The organism is Kitasatospora sp. YST-16, from assembly GCF_026802215.1.
Lineage (GTDB): Bacteria > Actinomycetota > Actinomycetes > Streptomycetales > Streptomycetaceae > Kitasatospora > Kitasatospora cineracea.
The window spans coordinates 356,441-379,596 of record NZ_CP113837.1; the positions used below are offsets into that span (position 1 = coordinate 356,441).

Consider the following 23,156-nt stretch of genomic DNA (forward strand, 5'->3'; position numbering starts at 1 on the left):
CTGTTACGAGTTCTACGAAGCACCATCTTCTTGCCACAGATCACAGGGCCCCGACCGACTTGACCTGTTCAGCGCCGCTCCCCCGCTATACAAACCCGATGTCATGCGCAGCACCAGATGCTTCAGGCTGAGCCGAGCGTTGCGGTGGCCGGCGCTGGGGATCGGATACTTCTCCGATGGTCTCTGCCACGAGCTGGGGCAGGATCCGGATGGACTCCGTGAGCAGCCGTTCGATCGGGACGGCGTGTTGGCTGCGGTCGACGTCGATGTGGCAGCCCCATTCGGCCGGCTGGTAGCGGGAGATCGTCGAGAGGGTGTGGAGGACCGCCCACCAAGCCATGAGGGGGTGAACGCTGGTGGCGCTCCCGCCCAGTGCGGGGAAGAAGTAGCGCGTCCCGGAGTAGGGGCGGGTGATGCTTCGGAGGTAGTGCTGTCGGTCTGCGAGAGTGCCGGGTCCTCCGGGGAGCATCCAGTTCATGGTCAGCTCGGACCACTGGCCGCCGACATGGACATGGAGGTCCGGGCACTGGCTCTGTCCGCCGTTGGTCGAGCGCCGGCGGTAGCTGTGGTGGTCACGGCCACCGGGAAAGTGAGCGATGTAGTCCGCAACCGCACCGGCGGTGTCTTGCGCGGTGGTCACCCTCGCGGGGAAATTGACGACGGGTGCCCAGAGCATGGCGTGAGATTCACCCTGCATCTCCCGATGGTTGGAGACGAGGTGCCATTCCTCTACAAGGAGCGGCATGATCCGACTGTCAGGGTCGGCGATCGGATCGTCGTAGTTGCAGGGCAGGCAGTCCCACAACCGGGACAGCGGAAGTGGGTTGTTGCCCCACAGCGGCGAACCGAGCAGGCGAGAGAGCCTGACGAAGCTCCCGCTCTTCTTCCTCACATCGGTCTTCATCACGACGTCCGGCAGCGGGCCCTCTTCATCCAGTGTCTGGATACCGTGCCCCTTGAGCTTCCACTCGTCAACGCTGTCTTCGGCATCCGCGTTCTTGCCAGGCAGGGCTGTCGCCGCAGCGGTGATCGCGCGGCCGGCCTGGCTCAGACCATAGAAAATGAGCACCGGCTGAGTGGCTGGCCCGACCGTGCGGGCCGCTTTGAAGAACTGCTCGGCCTGTTCCAGAGCAGAGACGTACACCGCTCGCCGCTCCGGGGTGCTTCCTGCGGAACCGGGCAGGGCTGATCGTGTGGCGCGAAGAATGTCCCAGGCAGTGCGCTCGTAATACATGGCCAGACGGTAGCGGCCTCGCCGCCGACACGGCACTCGAATTCGGTCACGACTCCTGTTGCCCAGGCCCGGTCGTGGTCAAGACCGTCTCGATAGCCTCGGCGGCATCACTCAGGTAGCGGAAGACCCGCACCGGCCGCTGCAACCGCTTGATCCCTTGCCTCAGCGCATTTCCCATGGCTCGTTCGCAGACCACGAAATCCGCGTACCCGGCGGCACAGGACAGGTAGATCATATCCGTCAGGTCGTTGCCCCTCCAGATCGTCCCCTTGTTGAGATGGCGCTCGTGGAACATCTCGCGCAGCAGTCCGAGCGCTGGAGCAGCGGCCAGATCGTGCTGGGCGTGCTTCGTCATCCATTCGAAGACGGCCTCTGATGTCAGTTGCGCCGCGTGGGCTTCGACTGCGAGGTCGAGCCGGATGTCGTTCAGGAGGAAGGCGTCGATGCTCTTGCGCTTCTGCTGCGCATCGCGCTTCTCTCCGTCCAGCCAGTCACTGAACTGCTGGTTGGCTTCCACCCAATCGGTGACCGAGCCGGCCGGTACGCGTTCGGTATCAAGCATCACCTCGATCAGAGCCGTGGCCGAGGTCAGCGCCACGGTCTGGAACGCCATCTCCTGCGGGAGGCCCTCAGGCATAGGAATGGGGCTCGCCCCGCGAGCAGCTCCACGAATGACGTTCGGAGCGAGACTGAACACCGCCCCCACGGAAGTTCCGCTGTTTCCTCCCGCCCGGCTATCGAAAGCAGCACGGATTTCGTCACGACGTACCTGCAGCGGGTCCCGCATCTGCCACCCCAGGCTCAGTTGGAGGATCATCAAACCGAGCTGGTACCGCTTGGTGGCGTCGGACCACTTCGTGGTCTCCGCGTAATGCGCGGCGGAAGCAGGCAAGATGATCTTTCTTTGTCGCACCCAGTTCGCGAGACGCCAAGCTGCCTCGTCCTCCTGCGGGGAAACGTCACCGATACCGGCGAGCGCGTTGGCCATGACGCGCCACTTGTTCTGGTCCAGGTAGACCGCAAGACGCCCGTCGAGCTGGTCGGCGCCATCGAGGACGGGCATCTCGAAGGCAACGTCGTCACCGGACTTCGTGGTGGCAAGGAGAACGTTGAGACCCGGAAAGCAAGTGAACTGGGACAATGTGCTGGTCTCACCGAACGGATTCTTCCGCAGCGGGAACCGGGCTTCCTTGCCGTCGGAACGCGTGAGGATCATGGATGACGACGTACGATCCATCGCCATCGAGACGATCGACCACTCGGGTTGCGCACTCATCGCAGCATGATGCACCCACGGGCTGACAGCTGGCCTCCCCATCAACAGGTGGAACAGGCCACGAGGATCCAGCGGTCACGCTCCGACAGCGGACACACAGCGTGATGAACCGTTCCGAGTTCGGTAGAGATCTCAGGTTGTGGTTGTGACCTGCGGTTTTGTGGCTGTGAGGTAGTAGGTGTTCTCGTACTCGACGGGCGGGACGTGGCCTATCTCACCGTGGAGTCTGCGGTGGTTGTACCAGTCGACCCACTCGGCGGTGGCGAGCTCGACCTGGGCGAGCGTGCGCCAGGGCCGACCGGGCTTGACCAGCTCGGTCTTGTACAGGCCGATGGCGGACTCCATGAGCGCGTTGTCGTAGGCGTCGCCCACGGTGCCGATGCTCGCCGCGATGCCGGCGGCTTCCAGGTGCTCGGCGAGCCTGAATGATGTGTACTGACTTCCCGCGTCGCTGTGATGTACCAACTCACCTGGTACGACCGGGTTCTGGTCGCGGTCGCGCTGCCAGATCGCCATCTCCAGAGCGTCCAGGACGAACACCGTCTGCTTGACCGTGGCGACGGACCAGCCGACGATCCGGCGGGAGAAGGTGTCCACGACGAAGGCGACGTACACGATCCCGGCCCAGGTCTTGACGTAGGTGAAGTCCGCGACCCAGCAGCGGTTCGGGGCGCCGGCGACGAAGTCGCGCTCGACCAGGTCAGGGGCGCGGTCGACCTGGCCGCCCGGGAGAGTGGTGATGACGCGCTTGCCGCGGACGGCACCGGTGATGCCGAGTTCGCGCATGAGGCGCTCGACGGTGCAGCGGGCCACCGAGTGGCCCTGGCGGTTCAGCTCGTGCCAGATCTTGCGGGCTCCATAGACGCGGAAGTTGGCCTCGAAGACCTGCTTGATCAGCGTCTTCAGTTCCGCATCGCGCACCGAACGCGCCGAAGGAGGGCGGGCGTTGAAGGCGTAGTAGGTGGAGGGGGCGATACTGCAGCCGTGCTCGGTCAGCACGTGGCAGATCGGCTCGACGCCGCCGAAGCGGCCCCGGTGCTCGTCGATAAACGCTACGAGCGAAGGTGTGGCCGGTCGAGCTCGGCCGCGAAGAAATGCGCCGCGGCCTTCAGGATCTCGTTCGCCCGCTTCAGCTCGGCGTTCTCCTTCTTCAGCGCCTTGACCTGAGCGGACTCCTCCGTCGTCGTCCCGGGCCGCTGCCCGGAGTCGACCTGGTCCTGCCGCACCCACTTGCGAAGCGTCTCCGTCGAGCCGATGCCGAGCTTCTCGGCGACCGACTTCAGCGCGGCGGACTCGTTGGGGTGATCGCTGAGGACCTCGGAGACCATGCGCACCGCACGACGGCGCAGCTCAAGCGGGTAGGAGGAGGGACGTGCCATGACTCGAATCCTTACATGCGTTCGAGTCTCTACCAAAGCCGGAACGGTTCATGATGCGACCTGGACGAAGCCCGAGGCGCCATCGGCTGACAACGCATCGCCGCCCGTGGTCCCCGCGCCTCGATGTGCAATGGATGTGAAATGGGGCAGCGGACGGCTCTCAACCGTCGCGCTGTCCTCTCCCTCGGTGGTCCCGCTGCGGGTTCGGCCACGCACCCGAACGGCACACCCGGGAGGCGTGGAACGGAAGTTGACCCTACGTTGGCTGCCGGGGGTCATCCGAACGAGAGGTGTGCATTTCCATGGCTGGGAAGTTCGAGCTGTACGTGGACGAGTCGGGCAACCACCGCTTCCGCCTGAAGGCGAGCAACGGTTCGGTCGTGGTGACCGGCGAGCCGGAGGAGTCCCGCGAGCAGTGCCTGAAGAACATCGAGTCGATCCGCAAGCTGGCGCCGTACGCGCAGCTGCTGGAGACGCCGGCCCACGCCTGACCGCGGAGCCGCACCGGCCGGGGCCGCGGGGTGGACCGCGGCGGGCCGGGACCGCGAGCCCGTGACGACCGAGTTGTCGGTCCGTCACGGGCTCGCAACCGTTCCGGCGCGGCGGGGGCGGCACGGGGCATGCTGACCGGGAACGGCCGGACACGAGCGAGGGGGTTGCGGTGAGCGGACGGGAGATCATGGCGGCGGCGGGGGTGCTGTTCCCCGACCGGGACGGCCGGGTGCTGGTGGTGCGGACCTCCTACCGGGCCAAGCACCCCGTCGCGGTGCCCGGCGGCGGCTGGGAGCCCGCCGACCCGTCGCCCCGGCACACCGCCGTCCGGGAGATCCGCGAGGAGCTGGGCGTCACGCCCGTGCTGCGCGAACTCGCCTGCCTGGACTGGTCGCGGGACCACGACCGGCCGCCGATCGCCGCGTTCCTGTACTGGGCCGACCCGCTGACCCCGGAGCAGACCGCGGCCGTCCGGCTGGAGGCCGCCGAGCTGGACGCGATCGTCCACCTGCCGACCGACCTGCTGCTGTCCGCCGTGCCGCCGCTGCTGTCGCGCCGGATGGGCGCCTGCGTGCTGGCCCCGCGCGCGGCCGCGCCGCTGGAGCTCGCCGACGGCCTGCCGGTCGGCCACTCCGCCCTGCACCTGCCGCCGCGCCCGGCCCCCGCGTACCTCGGCGCGGCCGCGCTGGAGGGCCTGCTGCCGCCGGGCGCCGGGCTCGCCGCGCCGCCCCCGCCGATGGACAAGCAGACGTACTACGCGACCCGCCCGCGGATCCGGGCCAAGGCCCGGATGCTGTTCACCGACCAGGACGGGCGGGTGCTGCTGGTGCGCCTGACGCCGTGGCGGGACGAGTCGCCGTGGGTGCTGCCCGGCGGGTCCGTCGAGGCCGACCGGGAGCTGCCCCGGGCGGCCGCCCGGCGGGAGGCGCTGGAGGAGCTGGGCTGGCGGCGCGAACCCGGACGGCTGCTGGCCGTCGACTGGGTGGGCGGCCACCCGCGGGACGACCTGCCGCACCTGTCGCTGGTCTACGACGGCGGGACGGCGGGCCCCGAACTGCTGGCGGACGTCCGCGTCCAGGAGGAGGAGATCGCCGAGTGGCGGCTGTTCACCCCCGCCGAGGCCGCCCGGGTGCTCACCCCGCCCCAGGCCCGGCGGCTGGCCGCCTGCCTGGCGGTCCGCGCCCTGCCACCAACCGCCGGACCGGCCGAACTGGTGGACGGCGCGCCCCCGGCCACCGCTCCCTGAACATCCCGGGCCCGGTTCCCGGCGGCGGTTCGGGGCGGGTACCGGGACCCCGGCCGGGTATGAATGAGCAGGTCGGGACGGTGCCCGCCGGTGCGGCGCGCGGCCCGGCCCGCTTCGGGAAGATCGCTTCGGGAAGATCGCTTCGGGAAGATCGGGAGGTGCGGGGTGGGACAGTCGCTCGGGTCCGAACTGGACGGCCGTACGGTGCGGGCACTCGACGGCGGCGACCGGCTGCTGCTGCGCCTGGACGACGGGCTGCTGCTGACCGTCCGCAACGACTTCCGGCTGCGGCACGGCACCGAGGTCGAACACTTCTACCCCGCCCTCGGCCTGCCCCCCTCCGGCACCGGCACCCTCCGCCACCTCGCCGACGCCGTCATCACCACCGCGACGGTCACCCCCGCGGGCGGCCTCGAACTCACCTTCGACACCGGCCACCTCCTCGCCGTCGCCCCCGACCCGGCCCCCGGCGGCCCGCCCCACCCCTGGCAGCTCTCCTCCCCCACCGGCCCCCTGCACACCGGCGGCCCGAACGGCACCGCCACCCCCTGATCCCGCAGCGGCCCGGTAGGGCCAAATTCAGGGAAAGGAGGGAAAGGGGGATCCTTCGGCCCGGACCCGGCGTCATTAGGATGACGGCCGATCGGCAGGGTTGGACGGGGGAAGGGGCGGGGCGTGTTCGGGATCATCAGGCCGTGTCGGCACCGGTTGTCGGAGGGGTTGCACGCGTCGTGGATGGCGCACCTGTGCGGGTTGTGCCTGGCGTTGCGGGACGACCACGGGCAGTTGGCGCGGACGGCGACCAACTACGACGGGCTGGTGATCTCCGTCCTGGTGGAGGCGCAGTCGTCGCGGGCGGAGGAGCGGCGGACGGCCGGGCCGTGTCCGTTGCGCGGGATGCGCACGGCGCCGGTGGCGCGGGGCGAGGGGGCCCGGTTGGCGGCGGCGGTGTCGCTGGCGCTGGCGTCGGTGAAGGTGCGCGACCATGTGGTGGACGGGGACGGGGTCTTCGCCCGGCGCTCGGTCGCGGCCGGGGCGCGGCGGGTGACGCGGCGGTGGGACCGGCAGAGTGCCGGCAGTGCGGCCGCGGTGGGTTTCGACACGGGTGTGCTGCTGGCGGCGGCCGGGCGGCAGGAGGCGGCCGAGTCCGCGGTGAGCGCGGGCGGGTCGCTGCTGCTGGCGACCGCGCCGACGGAGGAGGCCACGGCGGCGGCGTTCGCCCACACCGCCGTGCTGGCGGGCCGTCCGGGCAACGCGGAGGCACTGGCCGAGGCCGGGCGGCTGTTCGGGCGCCTGGCGCACCTGCTGGACGCGGCCGAGGACCGCGCGGAGGACGAGGCGCGCGGGGCGTGGAACCCGCTCATCGTCTCCGGGACGAGCCAGGCCGAGGCCGAACGGCTGTGCCGGGACGCCGTGCACGGCATCCGACTCGCCCTGAACGAGGTCGAGTTCACCGACCGGGCCCTGGTCCACCGGCTGCTCGCGCACGAGACGAGCGAGGCCGTCGACCGGGTCTTCGGGCACCGGCACCATCACCACGCCTGCGCCAACACCGACGCCGGCGCGAGTGCGAGTGCGCGTGCGAGTGCCGGGGGCGATCCGCGGGCCTCGACGCCGGATTCCGGGGGCCACCGGCAGCCTCCCCGGGTCCTGGGCTACGGCACTTCCGGCAGTTTCGGCCCGGCGGAGGGCTACGGCGTCCCGGGCGCTCCGGGCGGGGCCGGTGGCCAGGGCGGTCCGGGGGGCCACGGCGGGTCGGGGGGTCCGGGTGGGCCGGGCGGGTCAGGTGGTCCTGGGGGTCCTGGGGGTCCTGGGGGTCCTGGGGGTCCTGGGGGTCCGCAGCAGCCGGCGGAGGGTGGGCAGCCGAAGAAGAAGCCGCGGGGGCCGGTCCTCGGCTGTGCGGTGTGGCTGACCATGGCCTGCACGTGCCAGTTGCTGTGCTGCGACCACGATGACCCGTTCACCCGGGAGCGCCGCGAGGGCTTCTGCGACCGCAACTGCTCCTCGACGGACACCGAGTGCTGCGGTGCGTGCGGCGGCGTCTGCGAGTGCCTCGCCTGCTGCGGCGCCTGTGCCTGACCTGCGGGACGCGGGGCGGCCGGGCCGATGGGCAACGGAACGGAATACGGGAGCGGGGCAATGACGGAGTTGCAGGGGTTCACCGCGGCGGCGGAGTTGGCGGCGGCGACGTGGGGCGGCCGGCCGGCGCTCCAGGAGTTGGGCGAGGCGGAGGACCCGTTCGACGTGGCGTCGGTGGGGGGCGTCTGGCGGCCGAAGGACCGGCACTTCGGGGTGCACCGGGGCGGGCGGCTGGTGGCGCACTCCGGGTTCGTGGTGGCGCCGGTCGAGGTCGGCGGGCGGCGGTTCGAGGTGGCGGGGATCGGCGGGGTGCTGGTGTCGCCGCACTGGCGCGGGCACGGGCTGGCGCGGGCCGTCGTCGGGGCGGCGCTGGACGCGGCGCGGGCCGACGGCCTGGAGTACGCGATGCTGTTCTGCCTGCCCGACCGGGCCCCGCTGTACGCGCACCTCGGGTGGACGGCGCTGCCCGACCCGGTGACGGCCGATCAGCCGGAGGGGCCGGCGGCCGTGGCGCTCGGGGCGATGTGGCTCGGTCTGGTACCGGGGGCGCGCTGGCCGGAGGGCGGCCCGGCCCGGCTGCACTCGTTGCCGTTCTGAGCAGGCCGGCCGTGCCGTGTCCGGTCGTCACCGGCCGGTCGTCACCGGCCGGTCGTTGCAGGGCTGTTGCAGGAGGTGTGAGGCGGGTCACGGCCCGGGTGGACGGTTCGTGGTCGACTCGGGAGATGGTGTGGATGCGGGTGGTTCGGGTGGGTGCGGGCGTCGTGGTCGCGGCTGCGGCGGTCGGGGCGGCCGCCGGGTGCGGGTCGGTCGTGGCGGGCGGGGGAACGGCGCCGTCGGCGTCGGCGGAGGCGGGCCCGTGCGGGGCGGCGCCGTCGGTGCGGCCGGCGGGGTGGACCCGGGACGCGGTGCGGATCCTCGCGGTCAGCGCGGACTGCCTGGAGTACGAGGTGACCAACGAGGGCGCCGAGCCCGCCGACCTGACGGTGCTGTTCGGCTGGTCGGGCAGCGGGACCGGGCTGTCGTCCGACCCGACCGGGACGCAGACGGCTGTGGCGCCGGGGGCGTCCGTCCGGGGGCGGGTCTCGCTGACCGGACAGCCGCTCGGGCGGCCGGTCGTCCCGGACCTGCCGGTGCGCACCGTCCCGGACTCCTGGCCCTCGTCGGCCTCCCCCCGCCCGTCGGGGGCCGCGGGGCCCGCCCCGGACGTGAAGGTGCTGCGGGTGCGCAGCGTGCCGACCGCGGAGGCGCCGTCGACCGGCGGTGCGTGTCCGGCGTCCGGGGTGCGGGTGTACGCGGACCGGGGGGACGCGGCGATGGGGCTGCGGGTGGTGGGGCTGCACCTGGAGAACTGCGGGACGCGGGACGTCGTGCTGGACGGGTACCCGCGGACCGAGCTGCTCGACGAGGCGCACGCCCCGGTGGCCGGGGTGCAGGTGCTGAAGGGCGGTTCGGCGATCTCGACGGGCACGGGGGCGGACGCGCCGCCGCGCCGCTTCACCGTCGCGCCGGGCGGGAAGGCGTCCGCGGGGCTGGTGTGGCGCAACACCACCGACCTCTCGGGCCCGCCGGTGAACGCCCCGTACGTGCGGGTGCGGGCGACGGCGGACGCGGCGCCGGTGATGGTGACGCCGGAGCTGGACCTGGGGACGACCGGGCGGATCGGCGTGGGGGCCTGGGCGCCGGAGCAGTCCTGACGCCCGGGCGCCGGAGCGGTCCTGACGCCCGGGCGCCCGGGGCCTCGCGTCAGCCGACGTGGACGCGGGGGCGGCGGGAGCGGTCGGCCTCGGCCTCGCGGAGCACCTCGCGGGTGACTGGGGCGACCTCGCCCTGGCCGAACAGGAAGAAGCGCAGGAACTGGGCGAACGGGCTGCCCTCGGTCCACTCGAAGTAGATGTGCGGGAGCTGGCCGGTGGTGTCGCGCACGTGCAGCAGTATCGCGGCGAGCGCGTTGGGGATGCTGGAGTGCTCCAGGGTCAGGACCCGGTAGCGGTCGTGCAGGACTTCGCCGCGCACGCGCAGTTCGGCCTCGAAGTCGGACGGGTCGAGGACGGTGACCTCGACGAAGACCAGGTCGTCCTCGGGCGGGATGTCGTTGTCGGCGCGGATCTGGTGCACCTTGTCGCGGTACTCGGCGAGGTCGCGGCCGGCCGGCTCGTTGGCGATGAAGCGGATCGTGCGGTGCGCGGTGTCGCGCACGAAGCGTTCCGCGACCTCGTCCAACTGGACGTCGGTGACCCGGAGTTCGAAGGCGCGGGCGAGCCGGGAGGCGAGCGAGACCAGCACGATGCCGGCGATGAAGCAGGCGCCGATCTTCACGCCGTCGGGGCGTTCGGCGATGTTGATCGCGGTGGTGTAGAGGAAGACCGCGGCGATCACCGCGAAGCCGATGGTCCAGCCGCGCTGGCGGGCGGCGCGGGCGGCGATGGTGACGGCGATCGCCGCGGAGGTGATCAGCACCAGTACGCCGGTGGCGTACGCGCCGCCCTGCTTGTCGACGTTGGCGTCGAACAGCCAGGTGACCAGGAAGGCGATCGCGGTGAGCACCAGCACCATCGGGCGCACCGCGCGGGCCCAGTGCGGGGCCATGCCGTAGCGGGGCAGGTAGCGGGGCATCAGGTTGAGCAGGCCGGCCATCGCGGAGGCACCGGCGAACCACAGGATGGCGATGGTGGACAGGTCGTAGACCGAGCCGAACGCGCCGCCGAGGTAGTGGTGGGCCAGGTAGGCCAGGGCGCGGCCGTTGGCGGGGCCGCCGGGCTGGAAGTCGTCGGCGGGGATCAGCAGGGTGGTGATGAAGCTGGTGGTGATCAGGAAGCAGCTCATGATCACGGCGGCGGTGGTGAGCAGCTTGCGGGCGCCGCGGATGCGTCCGGTGGGGCGCTGCTCGGTGTCGTCCGGGTCGCCCTCGATGTGCGGCATGACGGCGACGCCGGTCTCGAAGCCGGACAGGCCGAGGGCGAGCTTGGGGAAGACCACCAGGGCGACGCCGACCATGACGACCGGGTTGCCGTGCTCCAGGCTGAGGGCGTGCGTCCAGTCGGTGATCAGGGACGGCGCGGTGACCACGTGCCACAGGCCGACGGCGACCACCACCACGTTCAGCGCCAGGTAGACGGCGACCAGGACCACCGCGACGCCGATCGCCTCGCTGAAGCCCTTGAGGAAGACCGCGCCGAGGGCGGCGACCAGCAGCAGGGTGATCAGCACCTGGTGGCCGCCGAGCGCGCCGCGCAGGTGCGGGTTCTCCACCAGGTGGGCGGTGGCGTCGGCGGCGGACAGCGTGATGGTGATCAGGAAGTCGGTGGCGGCGAAGCCGAGCAGCGCGAGGACGAACAGCTTGCCCTTCCAGAACGACAGCAGCCGCTCCAGCATGGCGATCGAGCCCTCGCCGTGCGGGCTCTCCTGGGCGACCCGGCGGTAGACCGGGAGCGCGCCGAACAGGGTGACCAGCACCAGCACGATGGTGGCGACCGGGGAGAGCAGGCCGGCCGCGAGCGCGGCGATGCCGGGCTGGTAGCCGAGGGTGGAGAAGTAGTCCAGGCCGGTCAGGCACATCACCTTCCACCAGCGCTGGCCGTGCTGCTGGTCGGGGGCCTGGGCGTGCGGTCCGGGGTGCTGCTTGGCCATGTCGGACAGGCCCTCCAGCAGCCAGGCGCGCAGCCGCTGCCGGGCCGTCCCTCCGTCCGTGGGGGCGGAATCGACCACTGTGCTGCTCCTGTCCGGGGTGGGGGCGCCCCGGCCGCCGGACGCTCCGGCCCGCCGGGCGAACTCCCACGTCAATGTAGGTCACGTCCGCCGCCGTCCGGGGCAGGCTGGAGCGTAGCCCCACCCTTTGGCCCAGCGGATCACCGGTCCCGGGGCGTTGACCGGTCCATGGGGCGGGTTTGGGGGACGGTTTGCCCGCACGCCCCGGTTCGTGACGGTATGTCCGTTCGTGCGCGCTTCGGGACCAACGGTCCGCCGGACGGGACCGCCCGGCCCTGTCGGCGGGCCGGCCGGGTTTGGCAGACTGCGGGGGTAGGGGTCCGCGAGGAGGAGTACTGCCATGTCCGAGGGTCCGGCGCCGATCAGGGTGTTCCTGCTGGACGACCACGAGGTGGTCCGCCGCGGGGTGCACGACCTGCTGGACTCCGAACCGGACTTCCAGGTCGTCGGCGAGGCCGGAACGGTCGAACAGGCGCTGGCCCGGGTCCCGGCGCTGCGCCCGGACGTCGCCGTGCTCGACATGCGGCTGCCGGACGGCGACGGCGTCACGGTCTGCCGGGAGCTGCGCTCGCGGATGCCGCAGCTCGCCTGCCTGATGCTCACCTCCTTCGACGACGAGGAGGCGCTGCTCGACTCGATCATGGCGGGCGCGGCCGGCTACGTCCTCAAGCAGATCAGCGGCACCGACCTGGTCACCGCGATCCGCACCGTCGCCTCCGGCCAGTCGATGCTGGACCCGGGCGCGACGACCCGGCTGATGGCCCGGCTGCGCGGCGAGGCCCCGGCGCCCGCACCGGAGTTCCCGCACCTGACCGACCGTGAGCGGGAGATCCTGGCGCTGATCGGCGAGGGCCTGACCAACCGGCAGATCGGCGAGCGGGTGTTCCTCGCCGAGAAGACCGTCAAGAACCACATCTCCCGCCTGCTCGCCAAACTCGGCGTCGAACGCCGCGTCCAGGCCGCGGTGATCGCCACCCAGACCCTGGCCGCCCAGCCCGGCGGCGACCGGGGGCTCTGACCGTCCGGGCAGCCCCCGGGACGATGCCTGCACGGCGCTGCACGAACACCTGCGGGCGGTCATCCGCATTCCAGCCGCGCGAAGTTCGAGCCGGACCGGCACACCTGCTCGATGCAGGAAGATTGCCGTGCGCCGAAGTCGGTTCCATCGGCTTGGTGGAAATTCGATGAAGTCGGCCCGGTGCGCAATTTTCCAAAAATCGACAAACGGGGCGAATGGCGCTCCGCACGCCACGATGGGCGGGCTGAGCCACTTGTCGGGCGGTATTCGCGGAAGGCCCTGCGCCCGGCCCGCTCCTGGGGCAGGATCGATCCGGGATCCCGCCCGCCACCCCCAGGAGGCATCGACTCCTCTCCATCCGCGAGGGAGGAAAGCAGATCGACACCACGCTTCCGACACCTTCACGGCACACCCTGCAGCACAGGCAGGTCTTCCCGTCGGTGAAATCCCGCAGGTGTCGCCGCTTCCCGTTTCGGAGATCCCCTGCCCGTTTCCGCGAAGTGGATAGATGACTGTGCCTGTTCATGTGACTGACTGCTCCTTCGGCTACCGGCGGGGGACCCGGGTCCTGGAAGACTTCAGCCTGCGGCTCGACCCGGGCTGCAGTGTGCTGCTCGGCCCCAACGGGGCGGGGAAGTCGACCCTGCTGGGGTTGATCGCCTCCGCGTTCCGGCCCGAGACCGGACGCATCACGCTCGACGGGCTGGACACCCGCAGCAGGAAGGACCGGAAGGCGTACCGGCGCAAGGTCGGCTGGCTCCCCCAGCAGGTCCGCCCGGTGCCGGGCCTGTCCGTGCGGGAACAGGCTGCCTATGCCGGCTGGCTCAAGGGCATGTCCCGCAGCGAAGCCTGGGAGCGTTCGGAGCAGGCGATCGGGAGGGTCGGACTCGCCCCGCTCGCGGGCCGGCGCAGCGCCGCGCTCTCGGGAGGACAGTTACGGCGCCTCGGTATCGCCCAGACCCTGGTGCACGGCGCGCAGCTCGTGCTGATGGACGAGCCGACCGCGGGGCTGGACCCGGTGCAGCGCGGGGTGTTCCGTGAGCTGATCGGCGAGTTGAAGAACCTCAGCAGTTTCGTCGTCTCCACCCACCAGACCGAGGACCTCGCGGAGATCTACGACGCGGTCGTGCTGCTCGACCGCGGGCAGGTGCGCCATCAGGGGCCGATCGACTCATTCCTCGCACTCGCCCCGGAAGGCGTTCCCCCCGAGCGGCGCGCCGAGGCGGCCTACGCCGGTGTCGTCACCGGGGAGGTGTGACCGTGCCCTGGCGCAGCCTCGTCCGTACGTCCTCCGCGTTGCGGGTCGCGCCCGTGCTGTTCGTGTGGCTCGTGATGTACAGCGGCAACATGACCGGGTGGATCACCGACGGCTACTGGCCGTCCGTCGTCTCCCAGAGCACTTTCCTGCTCAACTTCACCGCACCCGCCGTCGCAGCCTGCGGGGCCTGGGAGGCTCTGAAGGTGCGCAGGTCCGCCGTGCCGGCCACGGCTCCCGCCCGGTCCTCCGCCACCATCGCACTGTCGGTCCTGGCGCCGGTCCTGGTGCTCGGTGCGGTCTCCGTCCTGCTGGCCGTGGCGTTGTTCGTTCCGCAGGCCAGTGGCTTCCCCGGCTGGTCGGTTCCGGTCGTCCTCCTCCTGGAGTTGCTCGTCGTCCTCGCCCACGCCGCGGCCGGCTACGTGCTGGGGCTGGCGCTGCCCCGGCTGCTCGCCGTTCCGCTGGTTCTCGTCGCCAGCTTCGGGTGGATGGCCTACCCCTCGACGCTCGACGCTTTCTGGGTCCGCCAGCTCAACGGGCGCAACCTCACCGAGTGCTGCGCGCTGGACCAGGTGCCGGCCACCCGGGCCGTGTGCGCCGCCGCCGTGGCCGCTCTCGGGCCGATCGCGGCCGCTTGGCTCTGGAACGCTCTCCGCGCGCCCCTCCGGTTGACCGCGTTCCTCGCCCTCGCCGCCGCCACCGCCGCGGGCGCCTGGATCGCCGAGCCCCTCGGCTTCCGGGCCGCCCAGCCCCGCTCCGCGAGTGAACAGACCTGCACAGAGGGGACTCCGCAGGTGTGCCTGTGGCCCGAACAGCGGTCCGCGGGCGCGGACATCACCGATTGGGCCACGCAGGCTCAGCAGCGCCTTGCCGCTGTCGGCGTGACTCGACTCGCTCCGGTGGAGCCCCTGTCCGACCGGCCCACGCACGAGGAGATCCAGTCCCTGGTCGCCCTGAGGTCCGTCCCGGACCACCCGCCCCAGTGCGCCGCCGGACGCGGCGCCCGGTGGCCGGGCGCCCGGGCCGTCGCTCCGCTGGCGGCCTGGCTGGAGTTGACCGCGGGGGTGGCCCTCCAGCCGGTGGAGGCCCGGTACGGCGAATCCCCGGTGCGACTGGCCCGCCAGGTCATGGCGCTGCCGGCCGAAGAGCAGCACGCGTGGTTCCAGCGGAACGCCTCCACGCTGACCGGGTGCGACGCCGAGCCGGACCTCGATCCGTCCCACTTCCACCAGGCCGTCAGTGCACAGCCCGGGGCGGCCCGGTGATCTGGTGGTTGCGCGTCAGGCAGGTCCCCGCGGTGGCTGCCGGACTCCTGCTGTGCATCGCCCTGGGCTCCGCCACCGATTCGGTCACGTTGCCGGTTCCCGTTGTCATCGGGGGCCTGACCTTCGACCTGCCCCTGCCGAGCCTGCTCCCGCTCCTGCCCGTCTGCCTGATCCTGCAGGGACAGGGCCGGGCCGACCGCCTGGCGGAACGCGTCGCGGTCCGCGCCGTCGGCCGTTGGGACGCCGCCTTCATGGCCCTGTGCGTACTGGTCGGCGTGGCTACCGGCACCGCTCTGTCCGTGGGCGGAGCCGGTCAGGCTGCGGCGGCTATGGCCCGCGATTTCGCCGGCTACCTCGGTCTGGCCCTCGTCCTCCGGTGGCTCGTGGGGGAACGCTTCGCCTCGGTGGCCACGGCCGTCTTCCCCTTCTTCTGCGTCTCCTTCGGACTCGTCTTCAACCGGCCCAGGATCTGGGCCTGGCCGCTGCACGACCCTTCGTCCGGCGCTGGAGCCGCCCAAGCAGCCCTCCTGCTGCTCATCGGCGCCGGCACCCTGGCTCTCCCCGAGCTCCGCCGGGCGCCGGCGGACGTCGAGGAGTGAGAACCCGGCAGCGGACCGAGGGCTCTGACCGACCGGGCCGTTCTGCTGTCCTGGGTGCTCGTTAGGGTGCCGGGAGGTGATCGGCCGATCGGGGGCCGGTCTGGCGGTGTTCGCTGCCGGTCGGGGTGTTGGGAGGAACGGTGCGGCGCTGGGAGCTGGTCGGCGACGGTTCGTCGAAGTTCTGGGAGGCGGAGGCCGACGGGGTCTCGGTGCGGGTGCGCTACGGGCGGATCGGCAGTGACGGGCGACTGCAGGTGAAGGAGTTCGCCGACGCGGGGGCGGCGGCCGGGCACCTGGCGAAGCTGGTCGCGGAGAAGGAGCGCAAGGGCTACCGGGCGGTGGGCGGGGCGGAGGTGCCCGCGGAAGCCGTCGAGCCCGCCGAGGTGGCCGTCGAGGTGGCCGTCGAGGTGGTCGGGGCCGCCGAGCCCGTCGAGGCGCTCGTCGAGGTGGTCGGGCTGCCGGACGAGGACGTGTTCGTGCTGCCCGGGGCGTGGCGGCCGTGGGTGGTGCCGCGGCGGGGTGGCACGGTGCCGGTGGCGGCTTGGCGGCCGGTGTGGGACGCGGCGGGGGCCGTGGCGGCGGAGGAGCGGGAACTCGCGGAGGAGCGGGAGCCGTTGGAGCTGGCGCTGGCGTCGGAGGAGTCGGATCCGGAGGCGGTGCGGGTGGTCCGGGCGCACCTGGCGGGGGTGCCGGATCCGCTCGGGGCGGTGGGGGTGGCCCGGTTGCTGCGGGCGCGCGCCGACGAGGGCTGGGCGCGGCGGCTGGTCGACTCCTGGGTGGTGCGGTTCGGTCTGGGGTTCGCGCTGCGGGCGTCGCTGCGGCTGTTCGACCTGGACGTCCACCCGGTGCGCGAGAGGTGGCGGACCGGCCGGGTGGCGTTCGCCGGCGCTCCGCCCATCGCGACGTACCACCTGTCGTTCCAGTTCGGCGTCCTGGCGGCGGTCCGCGAGGTGCTGGCCGGGGTCGGGGAGAGCGCGTACCGGGAGGCGCTGGCGGAGCTGGACGGGGCGCTGGGTGCGGTACCGGGCGGGGGGTTCGACCCGGCGTTGCGGCGGGCGGTGGCCGCGTACCTGGCGCCGGAGCGGGCCCGGGTGGTGGACGGCTGCCTGGCGGAGGGGTCGGACGATCCGCTGGTGCGGACCCTGCTGGCGTACGCGCTGGGCAGTGCGGAGCAGGTGGAGCGGTTCGGGGGCGCGGGCGGGCTGCTGTCGGGCAGTTGGCGGCAGGCGCTGGTGTCGACCCTCGCCGACGGGGTGGGGTCGGCCGCGGCGGAGCTGGTGCGGGTCGGGGCGGCGCCGGACGGTCCCGGGTACGACTCGCAGTGGTACGCGGAGTGCCTGGGCGCGTTCCCTACCGACCGGGTGATGGCGGAGATGGTCGACCGGATCGCCGACAAGCACGTCCGGGTGGCGCTGCTGGAGGCGACCCGGCGGCAGCCGGTGCGGGCGGTGCGGGTGCTGGTGGCGGCGGCCCGGCGCGGCGGCGGCGCCGGGAGCACGGCCCGGCGGATGCTCAACGGGCACGTGGGGGCGCTGCGTTCGCGGCTGCCGGAGCTGCTGTCCCGGCTGGACGGGGAGAGCGCCGACTTCGTCCGGACGCTGGAGGGCGCGCGGGAGCCGCTGCCGGAGGCCGGGCCCGAGCTGCTGCCCGAGCTGCTGGTCGCCCCGCCGTGGAGCCGGCCGCGCACCGTCCGCAAGGCCCGGGTGCTGACCGGCCTCAGCGTCGACGAGTCGTCGCAACTGCTGTGGTCCGAGGGCGAGTTGGCGGAGTTCGCGGGCTCCGCCGAGGTGCGTTGGCAGCTTCCGCTCGGCGCCGACTGGGCGGCGGAGGCGGAGCGGGCCCGGACGCAGGGTTCGGTCTGGCACCGCTACCGGGTCCTGATGCAGGGCCCGGTGGAGGTGATGACCCCGCTGCTGGCGTCCTGGGACCGGCGCGCGCTGCTGGACATCGGCCTGTCCGGGCAGCCGCTGCTGGCCAAGTACGGCACGGCCGTGCTGCCGATGCTGCACGAGGCGGCGCGGTCCCAGCCCGCGCAGACCTCGCCGGTGCTGCTGCCGGTGCTGGACGCGGCCGCCGCGGGCGTGATGGCGGACGTCCTGGTGCGGCTCAAGTCCGTTCAGCCGGTGGCCCGTTCGTGGTTCGCCCGGCACGGGGTGGCGGGTGCGCTGCTGCTGGTTCCGGCGGCGGTCGGCAAGGCCGGGCGGGCCCGGGCGGCGGCGGAGCACGCGCTGCGGCTGGTCGCCGCGCAGGAGGGCGCGGAGGTCCTGCTGGCGGCGGTGGCCGAGTGGTACGGCGCCGAGGCCGCGGCGGTGGTCGGGGACGCGCTGGGCTCCGATCCGCTGGAGAACGCGCTGCCCGCGAAGCTGCCCGAGTTCCCGGACTGGCTGCGACCCGAGGTGCTGCCGCAGCTGCAACTGGCCGACGGCGGCGGGGCGTTGCCGGTGTCGGCGGTGCGGCACCTGGTGACGGCGCTGCAGCTGGGCCGGCCGCGCGAGCCGTACCCGGGGCTGGCGGCGGTCGCGGAGGTGCTGCGGGCCGACACGGCGGCGGCGTTCGGCTGGGCGGTGTTCGAGGAGTGGTGGCAGGCCGGGATGCCGTCCAAGGACGGCTGGGCGCTGCACGCGCTCGGCGGGTTCGGCGACGACGACACCGCCCGCCGGCTGGCCCCGCTGCTGCGCGAGTGGCCCGGCCAGGGCGCCCACCAGCGGGCGGTGGAGGGGCTGGACGTGCTGGCCGAGATCGGCACCGACGTCGCCCTGATGCAGCTGCACGGCATCGCCCAGCGAGTGAAGTTCAAGGCCCTGAAGGCCCGCGCCCAGGAGAAGATCGCCGAGATCGCCGAGGCGCTCGACCTGACGCCCGAACAGCTCGGCGACCGCCTGGTGCCGGACCTCGGTCTGGACGAGGACGGCACCACCGTCATCGACTACGGCACCCGGACGTTCACCGTCGGCTTCGACGAGCAGCTGCGCCCGTACGTGCTGGACGCCGACGGCAAGCGGCGCAAGGACCTGCCCGCGCCGGGCGCGAAGGACGACCCGGAACTCGCGCCCGCCGAGCGCAAGCGGTTCGCCGCGCTGAAGAAGGACGTCCGGACGCTGGCCGCCGACCAGATCGCCCGGCTGGAGGCCGCGATGGTGGCCGAACGGGCCTGGAGCGCAAGCGAGTTCCGCACCCTGCTGCTCGGCCACCCGCTGCTGTGGCACCTGGTGCGCCGACTGGTCTGGACGGCGGACGGCACTGCGTTCCGGGTCGCCGAGGACCGCACCCTCGCCGACCTGCACGACGAGGAGTACACCCTGCCCGAGGACGCCGTCGTCCGACTCGCCCACCCGCTGCACCTGGGGGCGGACACGGCGGCCTGGGCGGAGGTGTTCGCGGACTACGAGCTGCTCCAACCGTTCCGCCAACTGGGCCGCCCGGTCGTGGAGTTGACCGAGGAGGAGGGCGCCGGGCACCGGCTGCACCGGTTCGAGCGCCGCCGCGTCCCGGTCGGCCGGCTGCTCGGGCTGACCAAGCGCGGCTGGCAGCGCGGCACCCCGCAGGACGCGGGCGTGGAGCGCTGGTTCTACAAGCCGCTGCCGGCGGGCCGCTGCCTGGTCCTCGACCTCAACCCGGGCATCGCGGTCGGCATCGTCAACGAGCTGGGCGACCAGAGCTTCGACGCGGTCTGGCTGGGCACCAGCCCCGGCGACTACTGGCCGAACCACCGCACCTACGACCAGCGCCTGGCCGACCTGGACCGGGTCACCGCGTCCGAACTCCTGGCGGACCTGGAGGAGTTGACCGCCGACTGACCGGCCCGGCCGGCCGCCCCGGGCCCCTCCCCGGCCCGGGGCGGCGCTGTCGGGGCGGCTGGCTAGGGTGAGGTCCGACGAGCGGTCGGACGGCGGTGCGGAGGGTGCGGTGCAACAGGGGGAGCAGCGGGAGCAGGGGGAGCAGGTCCGCGGGGGCGGCGCGGCCGGGGAGGACGCCTTCCAGTGGCCGGCGGCCTGACGGGCGGCGGTGGTGCCGCGGCGCGGGGGCCGGGCGGTATCGCCGGCCGAGTGGCCGGGGCCGGACGCGGTGGCCTTCGAGGACGCGCTGATCGCCGAGCACCGGGAGTGGATCGAACAGGTCTGCGCGGCCGACGAGTCGGACCCGGCGCTGGTCGGAGCGGTCCGGGCGTACCTGGGCGGGACGGCCGATCCGGGCGGCGCGGCGGGCGTCAGTGCGATGCTGCCCGCGCTGTACGCGGACGACGACGCGGGCGGGGCCGCGCTGATGGACGCCTGGACGGTCCGGCACGGGCCGGCGTTCGCCGCCCGGGCCGCCGTCGAGACCATGGAGGTCGAGTACTGGCGTTCCCGGCCCGGCTATCCCCGGCCGTGCCTGCGGCCCGCCGACCCGAACCAGGTGTTCAGCTACGGCGAGGCGCAGTCCAAGGTGCTGCGCTGGGCCCGCCACCTGCTGTCCGTCGCCGACGAGGACGCGTACCGGGCGGCCCTGGCGGAGGTCGGGGCGGCCCGGACCGGGGGGCCGCAGCGGCGGGTGGGGGCCGCGTTCCTGTTCCCGGAGCGGACCGACTGGGTGGACGAGTGGATCGACGAGCTGCCGGAGCGTCCGAGCCGGCCGGTGTGGTCGCTGCTGGTGGGCGCGCTCGGCCGCCCGGAGCAGGTCGACCGGCTGCTCCCCCGGCTGACCCGGTACCAGTGGTGGGCGCGTCCGGCGGCCACCGCCGCGGACGGCCTCGGCACCGCCGCGGCGCCGATGCCAGCCCTGGCGCTGCGCCACCTGGACAGCGGCCGGGAGGCCGGTCAACTGGCCGAACTGCTGCTGGAGTTCCCCTCCGACGAGGCGTTCGGCGCACTGCTGGCGCGGATCGACGACCGGGCCGTGCAGCCCGTCCTGCTGCGGGCCGTGGAACGCTACCCGGTGCGGGCGCTGCGCCTGCTGGCGGCGGCCGCGCAGGACGGCGGGGTGACGGCCCGGCACCTGCTGGAGCGCTCACTGCGCGGGGCGGCCGCGTCCGGACGGCTGCCCGCGCTGCTGGAGCGGCTGGAGCGGCTCGACCCGGCGACGGCCGCGTTCCTGCGCGCGCTGCCCGCCGCGAACCCGGCCGGGCCGGTCGCCGACGTGGCGGAGTGGCCCGCCGTGCTGGCCTCCCCGCCGTGGCAGCGGCCGCGCCGGGCCGGAAAACCGCAGGTGCTGACCGGCCTGCCCGCCGACGAGGAGCCCGAACTGCACTGGCAGGACGGTGAACGGGAGCTGTGGACGGAGCCCGCGCGGCGCTCCGACGCCTGGCACAGCCACCCCGAGGACACCGACTGGGCGGCGGTCGGCGCGGCCGAGTTCGCCGCCGCCCGGAGCCTGTGGGCCGCCTGCCAGGTGCTGTGGCAGGCCCCGGTGGAGGTGATGTCCCCGCTGCTGGCCGACTGGCGGCCCGAGGAGCTGTACTACGGGCTGGAGACGCTGCGCCCGGTGCTCGCCAAGTACGGCCGGGCGGCCGTCCCGGTGGCCGTGCGCACCGCCCTGATGCGCCCCGCGCAGTTGGCGCCGCTGCTGCTGCCGGTGCTGGACGTGGCGGCGGCCCGGCTGATGGCGGAGGGCCTGACCACCCGCAAGTCCGTTCGCACCACGGCCCGTTCGTGGTTCGCCCGGCACGGGACCGCGGGCGCGCTGCTGCTCGTCCCGGACGCCCTGGGCGAGCCCGGCCCGCGCCGGACGGCCGCCGAGCAGGCCCTGCGCCTGATCGCGTCCGGGCCGGACGGCGGCAGCGGAGCGGACGGCGGCAGCGGAGCGGAAGGCCACGGCGGCGGGGCTGCGGACGGCGGCAGCGGGCCGGAGGGCCACGGCAGCAGGGCTGCGGACGGCGGCAGCGGGCCGGAGGGCCACGGCAGCAGGGCTGCGGACGGCGGCAGCGGGCCGGAGGGCCACGGCAGCAGGGCTGCGGACGGCGGCAGCGGGCCGGAGGGCCACGGCGGCGGGGCTGCGGACGGCGGCGGGGCGGGTGCGCTGCGGGCGGCCGTCGCCGGGCGGTACGGGGCCGCGGCGGCGGAGGCGGTGGGTGCCGTGCTGGCGGTGGATCCGCTGGTGGGGGTGCTGCCCGCGCGGCTGCCGGAGCCGCCGCCGTGGCTGGACCCGGTGCTGCTGCCGCCGCTGCCGCTGCGCTCGGGGGCGGTGCTGCCCGCGGCGGCGGTGCGGGACGTGCTGGTCATGCTGGCGCTGTCGAAGTCCGGCGCCCCGTACCCGGGACTGGCGCTGGTGGCCGAGGCGTGCGCGCCGGGGGCGTGGCCGGCGTTCTGCTGGGCGGTGTTCGAGGAGTGGCGGCTGGCCGGGATGCCCGCGCGGGAGAGCTGGGCGCTGTCGCTGCTGGGCGAGTTCGGCGACGACGACACCGCCCGCCGACTGGCGCCGGTGGTGCGCCGGTGGCCGGGGCAGCAGGCCGGGCGGCGGGCCGCCGAGGGCCTGGACGTGCTGGCGGCGATCGGTACCGACACCGCGCTGTCCCAACTGCACGGCATCGCCCAGCGGGTGCGCTACCAGGGCGTCCGAGCCCGGGCCCAGGAGAAGATCGCCGAGGTCGCCCTGGAGCTGGGCCTGACGCCCGACCGGCTCGCCGACCGGCTGGTGCCCGACCTCGGCCTGGCGGCCGACGGCACGGCCGTCCTCGACTACGGGACGCGGACGTTCACCGTCGCCCTGGACGACCAGCTGCTCCCGTACGTGCTGGACGGCACGGGCCGCCGCCGGGCCGCGCCGCCCGCGCCCGCCGCCAAGGACGACCCGGAGCTGGCGCCCGCCGCCCGCAAGCGGTACGCCGCACTGAAGAAGGAGCTGCGGGTGGTCGGCGCCGAGCAGACCGCCCGGCTGGAGACCGCCATGGTCACCGGACGGGCCTGGGCGGCGGACGAGTTCCGGACGCTGTTCCTGGCCCACCCGCTGCTGGCCCACCTCGGCCGGCGGCTGCTGTGGACCACCGGCAGCGGCGCCGCGCAGGCCGCCGGGGCCTTCCGGATCGCCGAGGACCGCACCTTCGCCGACCTCGACGACAAGCCCTTCGAGCTGCCCGCGGACGCCGCCGTCCGGCTCGCCCACCCCGCCCGGCTCGGCACCGACCTGCCGGCCTGGGCGGAACTCTTCACCGACTACCTCGTCATCCAGCCGTTCCCGCAACTCGGCCGCCCGGTCCGGTCGTTGACCGCCGAAGAGGCCGCCGGACACCGGCTGCCCCGGTTCGAGGGCCGCACCGTCCCGGCCGAGGCGGCGCAGGCGCTGGCCCGGCGCGGCCCGGACTGGTCGCACGGCGAGACCGACGGCAACGGCACCCGCTTCTCACTGCGCAAACTCCTGCCGGACGGCCACCGCCTGACCGTCTCCCTCGACCCCGGCCTCCCGCTCGGCCCGGCCGCCGAACTCCCCGACCAGACCCTCCGCGAGGTCTGGCTGGGCACCCGCACCGGCCCCTACTCCCCCACCGCCCGCCACCTGCGCCCGTTCGCCCGGCTCGACCCCGTCACCGCCTCCGAGATCCTCGCCGACCTGGAGGAGTTGACCGGCCTGCGCTGACCCCGCCGACCGGGCCCGGCAGGCGGACCGGCAGACCGCGCAACAGCAGCAGCAGCCCCG

General features: G+C 73.5%; 16 protein-coding genes. 12 read left to right on the top strand and 4 right to left on the bottom strand.

The genetic code is table 11. The features are described 5' to 3' along the window. Positions 1-85: 85 nt before the first annotated feature. The 3 genes from OU787_RS01700 to OU787_RS01710 form a co-directional block, all read right to left on the bottom strand. The gene (locus OU787_RS01700) at positions 86-1,234 is read right to left on the bottom strand and encodes a YaaC family protein (RefSeq protein ID WP_268658264.1); all 1,149 of its coding nucleotides are present in this window, start codon (positions 1,232-1,234) and stop codon (positions 86-88) included. Positions 1,235-1,280: 46 nt separating this feature from the next. Continuing rightward, entirely contained in the window at positions 1,281-2,510 is a 1,230-nt protein-coding gene (locus tag OU787_RS01705; protein WP_268658265.1) for a hypothetical protein, read from the bottom strand. Positions 2,511-2,642: 132 nt separating this feature from the next. Then, positions 2,643-3,889, bottom strand: a protein-coding gene (locus OU787_RS01710; RefSeq protein WP_442788407.1) for an IS3 family transposase whose coding sequence is annotated in 2 segments (ribosomal slippage) — positions 2,643-3,601 and positions 3,601-3,889 — 1,248 coding nt in all. Because the reading frame shifts where the segments join, the coding sequence is not laid out codon by codon here. A gap of 302 nt (positions 3,890-4,191) precedes the next feature. On the opposite strand from OU787_RS01710, the gene OU787_RS01715 reads away from it, so the two are divergent. The 6 genes from OU787_RS01715 (at position 4,192) to OU787_RS01740 (ending at position 9,400) form a co-directional block, all read left to right on the top strand. Then, the gene (locus OU787_RS01715) at positions 4,192-4,380 is read left to right on the top strand and encodes a YegP family protein (RefSeq protein ID WP_030464552.1); all 189 of its coding nucleotides are present in this window, start codon (positions 4,192-4,194) and stop codon (positions 4,378-4,380) included. Between the two features lie 170 nt (positions 4,381-4,550). Beyond that, positions 4,551-5,627, top strand: coding sequence for an NUDIX hydrolase (locus tag OU787_RS01720; protein ID WP_268658267.1), 1,077 nt, complete (start codon positions 4,551-4,553; stop codon positions 5,625-5,627). A gap of 165 nt (positions 5,628-5,792) precedes the next feature. Continuing rightward, a complete protein-coding gene (locus OU787_RS01725; protein WP_268658268.1) occupies positions 5,793-6,179 on the top strand; it encodes a DUF6188 family protein in 387 nt (128 codons plus the stop codon). A gap of 183 nt (positions 6,180-6,362) precedes the next feature. Continuing rightward, the gene (locus tag OU787_RS01730; protein ID WP_442788408.1) at positions 6,363-7,706 is read left to right on the top strand and encodes a DUF5685 family protein; all 1,344 of its coding nucleotides are present in this window, start codon (positions 6,363-6,365) and stop codon (positions 7,704-7,706) included. Between the two features lie 60 nt (positions 7,707-7,766). Further along, positions 7,767-8,303, top strand: a complete 537-nt coding sequence (locus OU787_RS01735; RefSeq protein ID WP_268658270.1) for a GNAT family N-acetyltransferase — start codon at positions 7,767-7,769, stop codon at positions 8,301-8,303. A gap of 134 nt (positions 8,304-8,437) precedes the next feature. Further along, the gene (locus OU787_RS01740) at positions 8,438-9,400 is read left to right on the top strand and encodes a DUF4232 domain-containing protein (protein WP_268658271.1); all 963 of its coding nucleotides are present in this window, start codon (positions 8,438-8,440) and stop codon (positions 9,398-9,400) included. Between the two features lie 49 nt (positions 9,401-9,449). Here OU787_RS01740 and OU787_RS01745 read toward each other — a convergent pair whose 3' ends face one another. Then, positions 9,450-11,411 (bottom strand): APC family permease, encoded by a 1,962-nt coding sequence (locus OU787_RS01745; RefSeq protein ID WP_030463345.1) that lies wholly within the window; start codon positions 11,409-11,411, stop codon positions 9,450-9,452. A gap of 340 nt (positions 11,412-11,751) precedes the next feature. On the opposite strand from OU787_RS01745, the gene OU787_RS01750 reads away from it, so the two are divergent. The 6 genes from OU787_RS01750 to OU787_RS01775 all read left to right on the top strand — a co-directional run bounded on the left by OU787_RS01750 (position 11,752) and on the right by OU787_RS01775 (position 23,096). Further along, a complete protein-coding gene (locus OU787_RS01750) occupies positions 11,752-12,429 on the top strand; it encodes a response regulator (RefSeq protein WP_030463344.1) in 678 nt (225 codons plus the stop codon). Positions 12,430-12,955: 526 nt separating this feature from the next. Next, positions 12,956-13,687: an ATP-binding cassette domain-containing protein gene (locus tag OU787_RS01755; RefSeq protein ID WP_327059346.1), complete on the top strand. Its 732-nt coding sequence runs from the start codon at positions 12,956-12,958 to the stop codon at positions 13,685-13,687. 2 nt (positions 13,688-13,689) lie between these two features. After that, on the top strand, positions 13,690-14,949 hold the full coding sequence (locus tag OU787_RS01760; protein WP_268658272.1) for a DUF7224 domain-containing protein: 1,260 nt from the start codon (positions 13,690-13,692) through the stop codon (positions 14,947-14,949). Positions 14,950-14,981: 32 nt separating this feature from the next. Continuing rightward, entirely contained in the window at positions 14,982-15,548 is a 567-nt protein-coding gene (locus OU787_RS01765; RefSeq protein ID WP_157852534.1) for a hypothetical protein, read from the top strand. 140 nt (positions 15,549-15,688) lie between these two features. Further along, a complete protein-coding gene (locus OU787_RS01770; RefSeq protein ID WP_268658273.1) occupies positions 15,689-19,345 on the top strand; it encodes a WGR and DUF4132 domain-containing protein in 3,657 nt (1,218 codons plus the stop codon). A gap of 268 nt (positions 19,346-19,613) precedes the next feature. Next, positions 19,614-23,096, top strand: coding sequence for a DUF4132 domain-containing protein (locus tag OU787_RS01775; protein WP_268658274.1), 3,483 nt, complete (start codon positions 19,614-19,616; stop codon positions 23,094-23,096). The last annotated feature ends 60 nt before the right edge of the window (positions 23,097-23,156 follow it).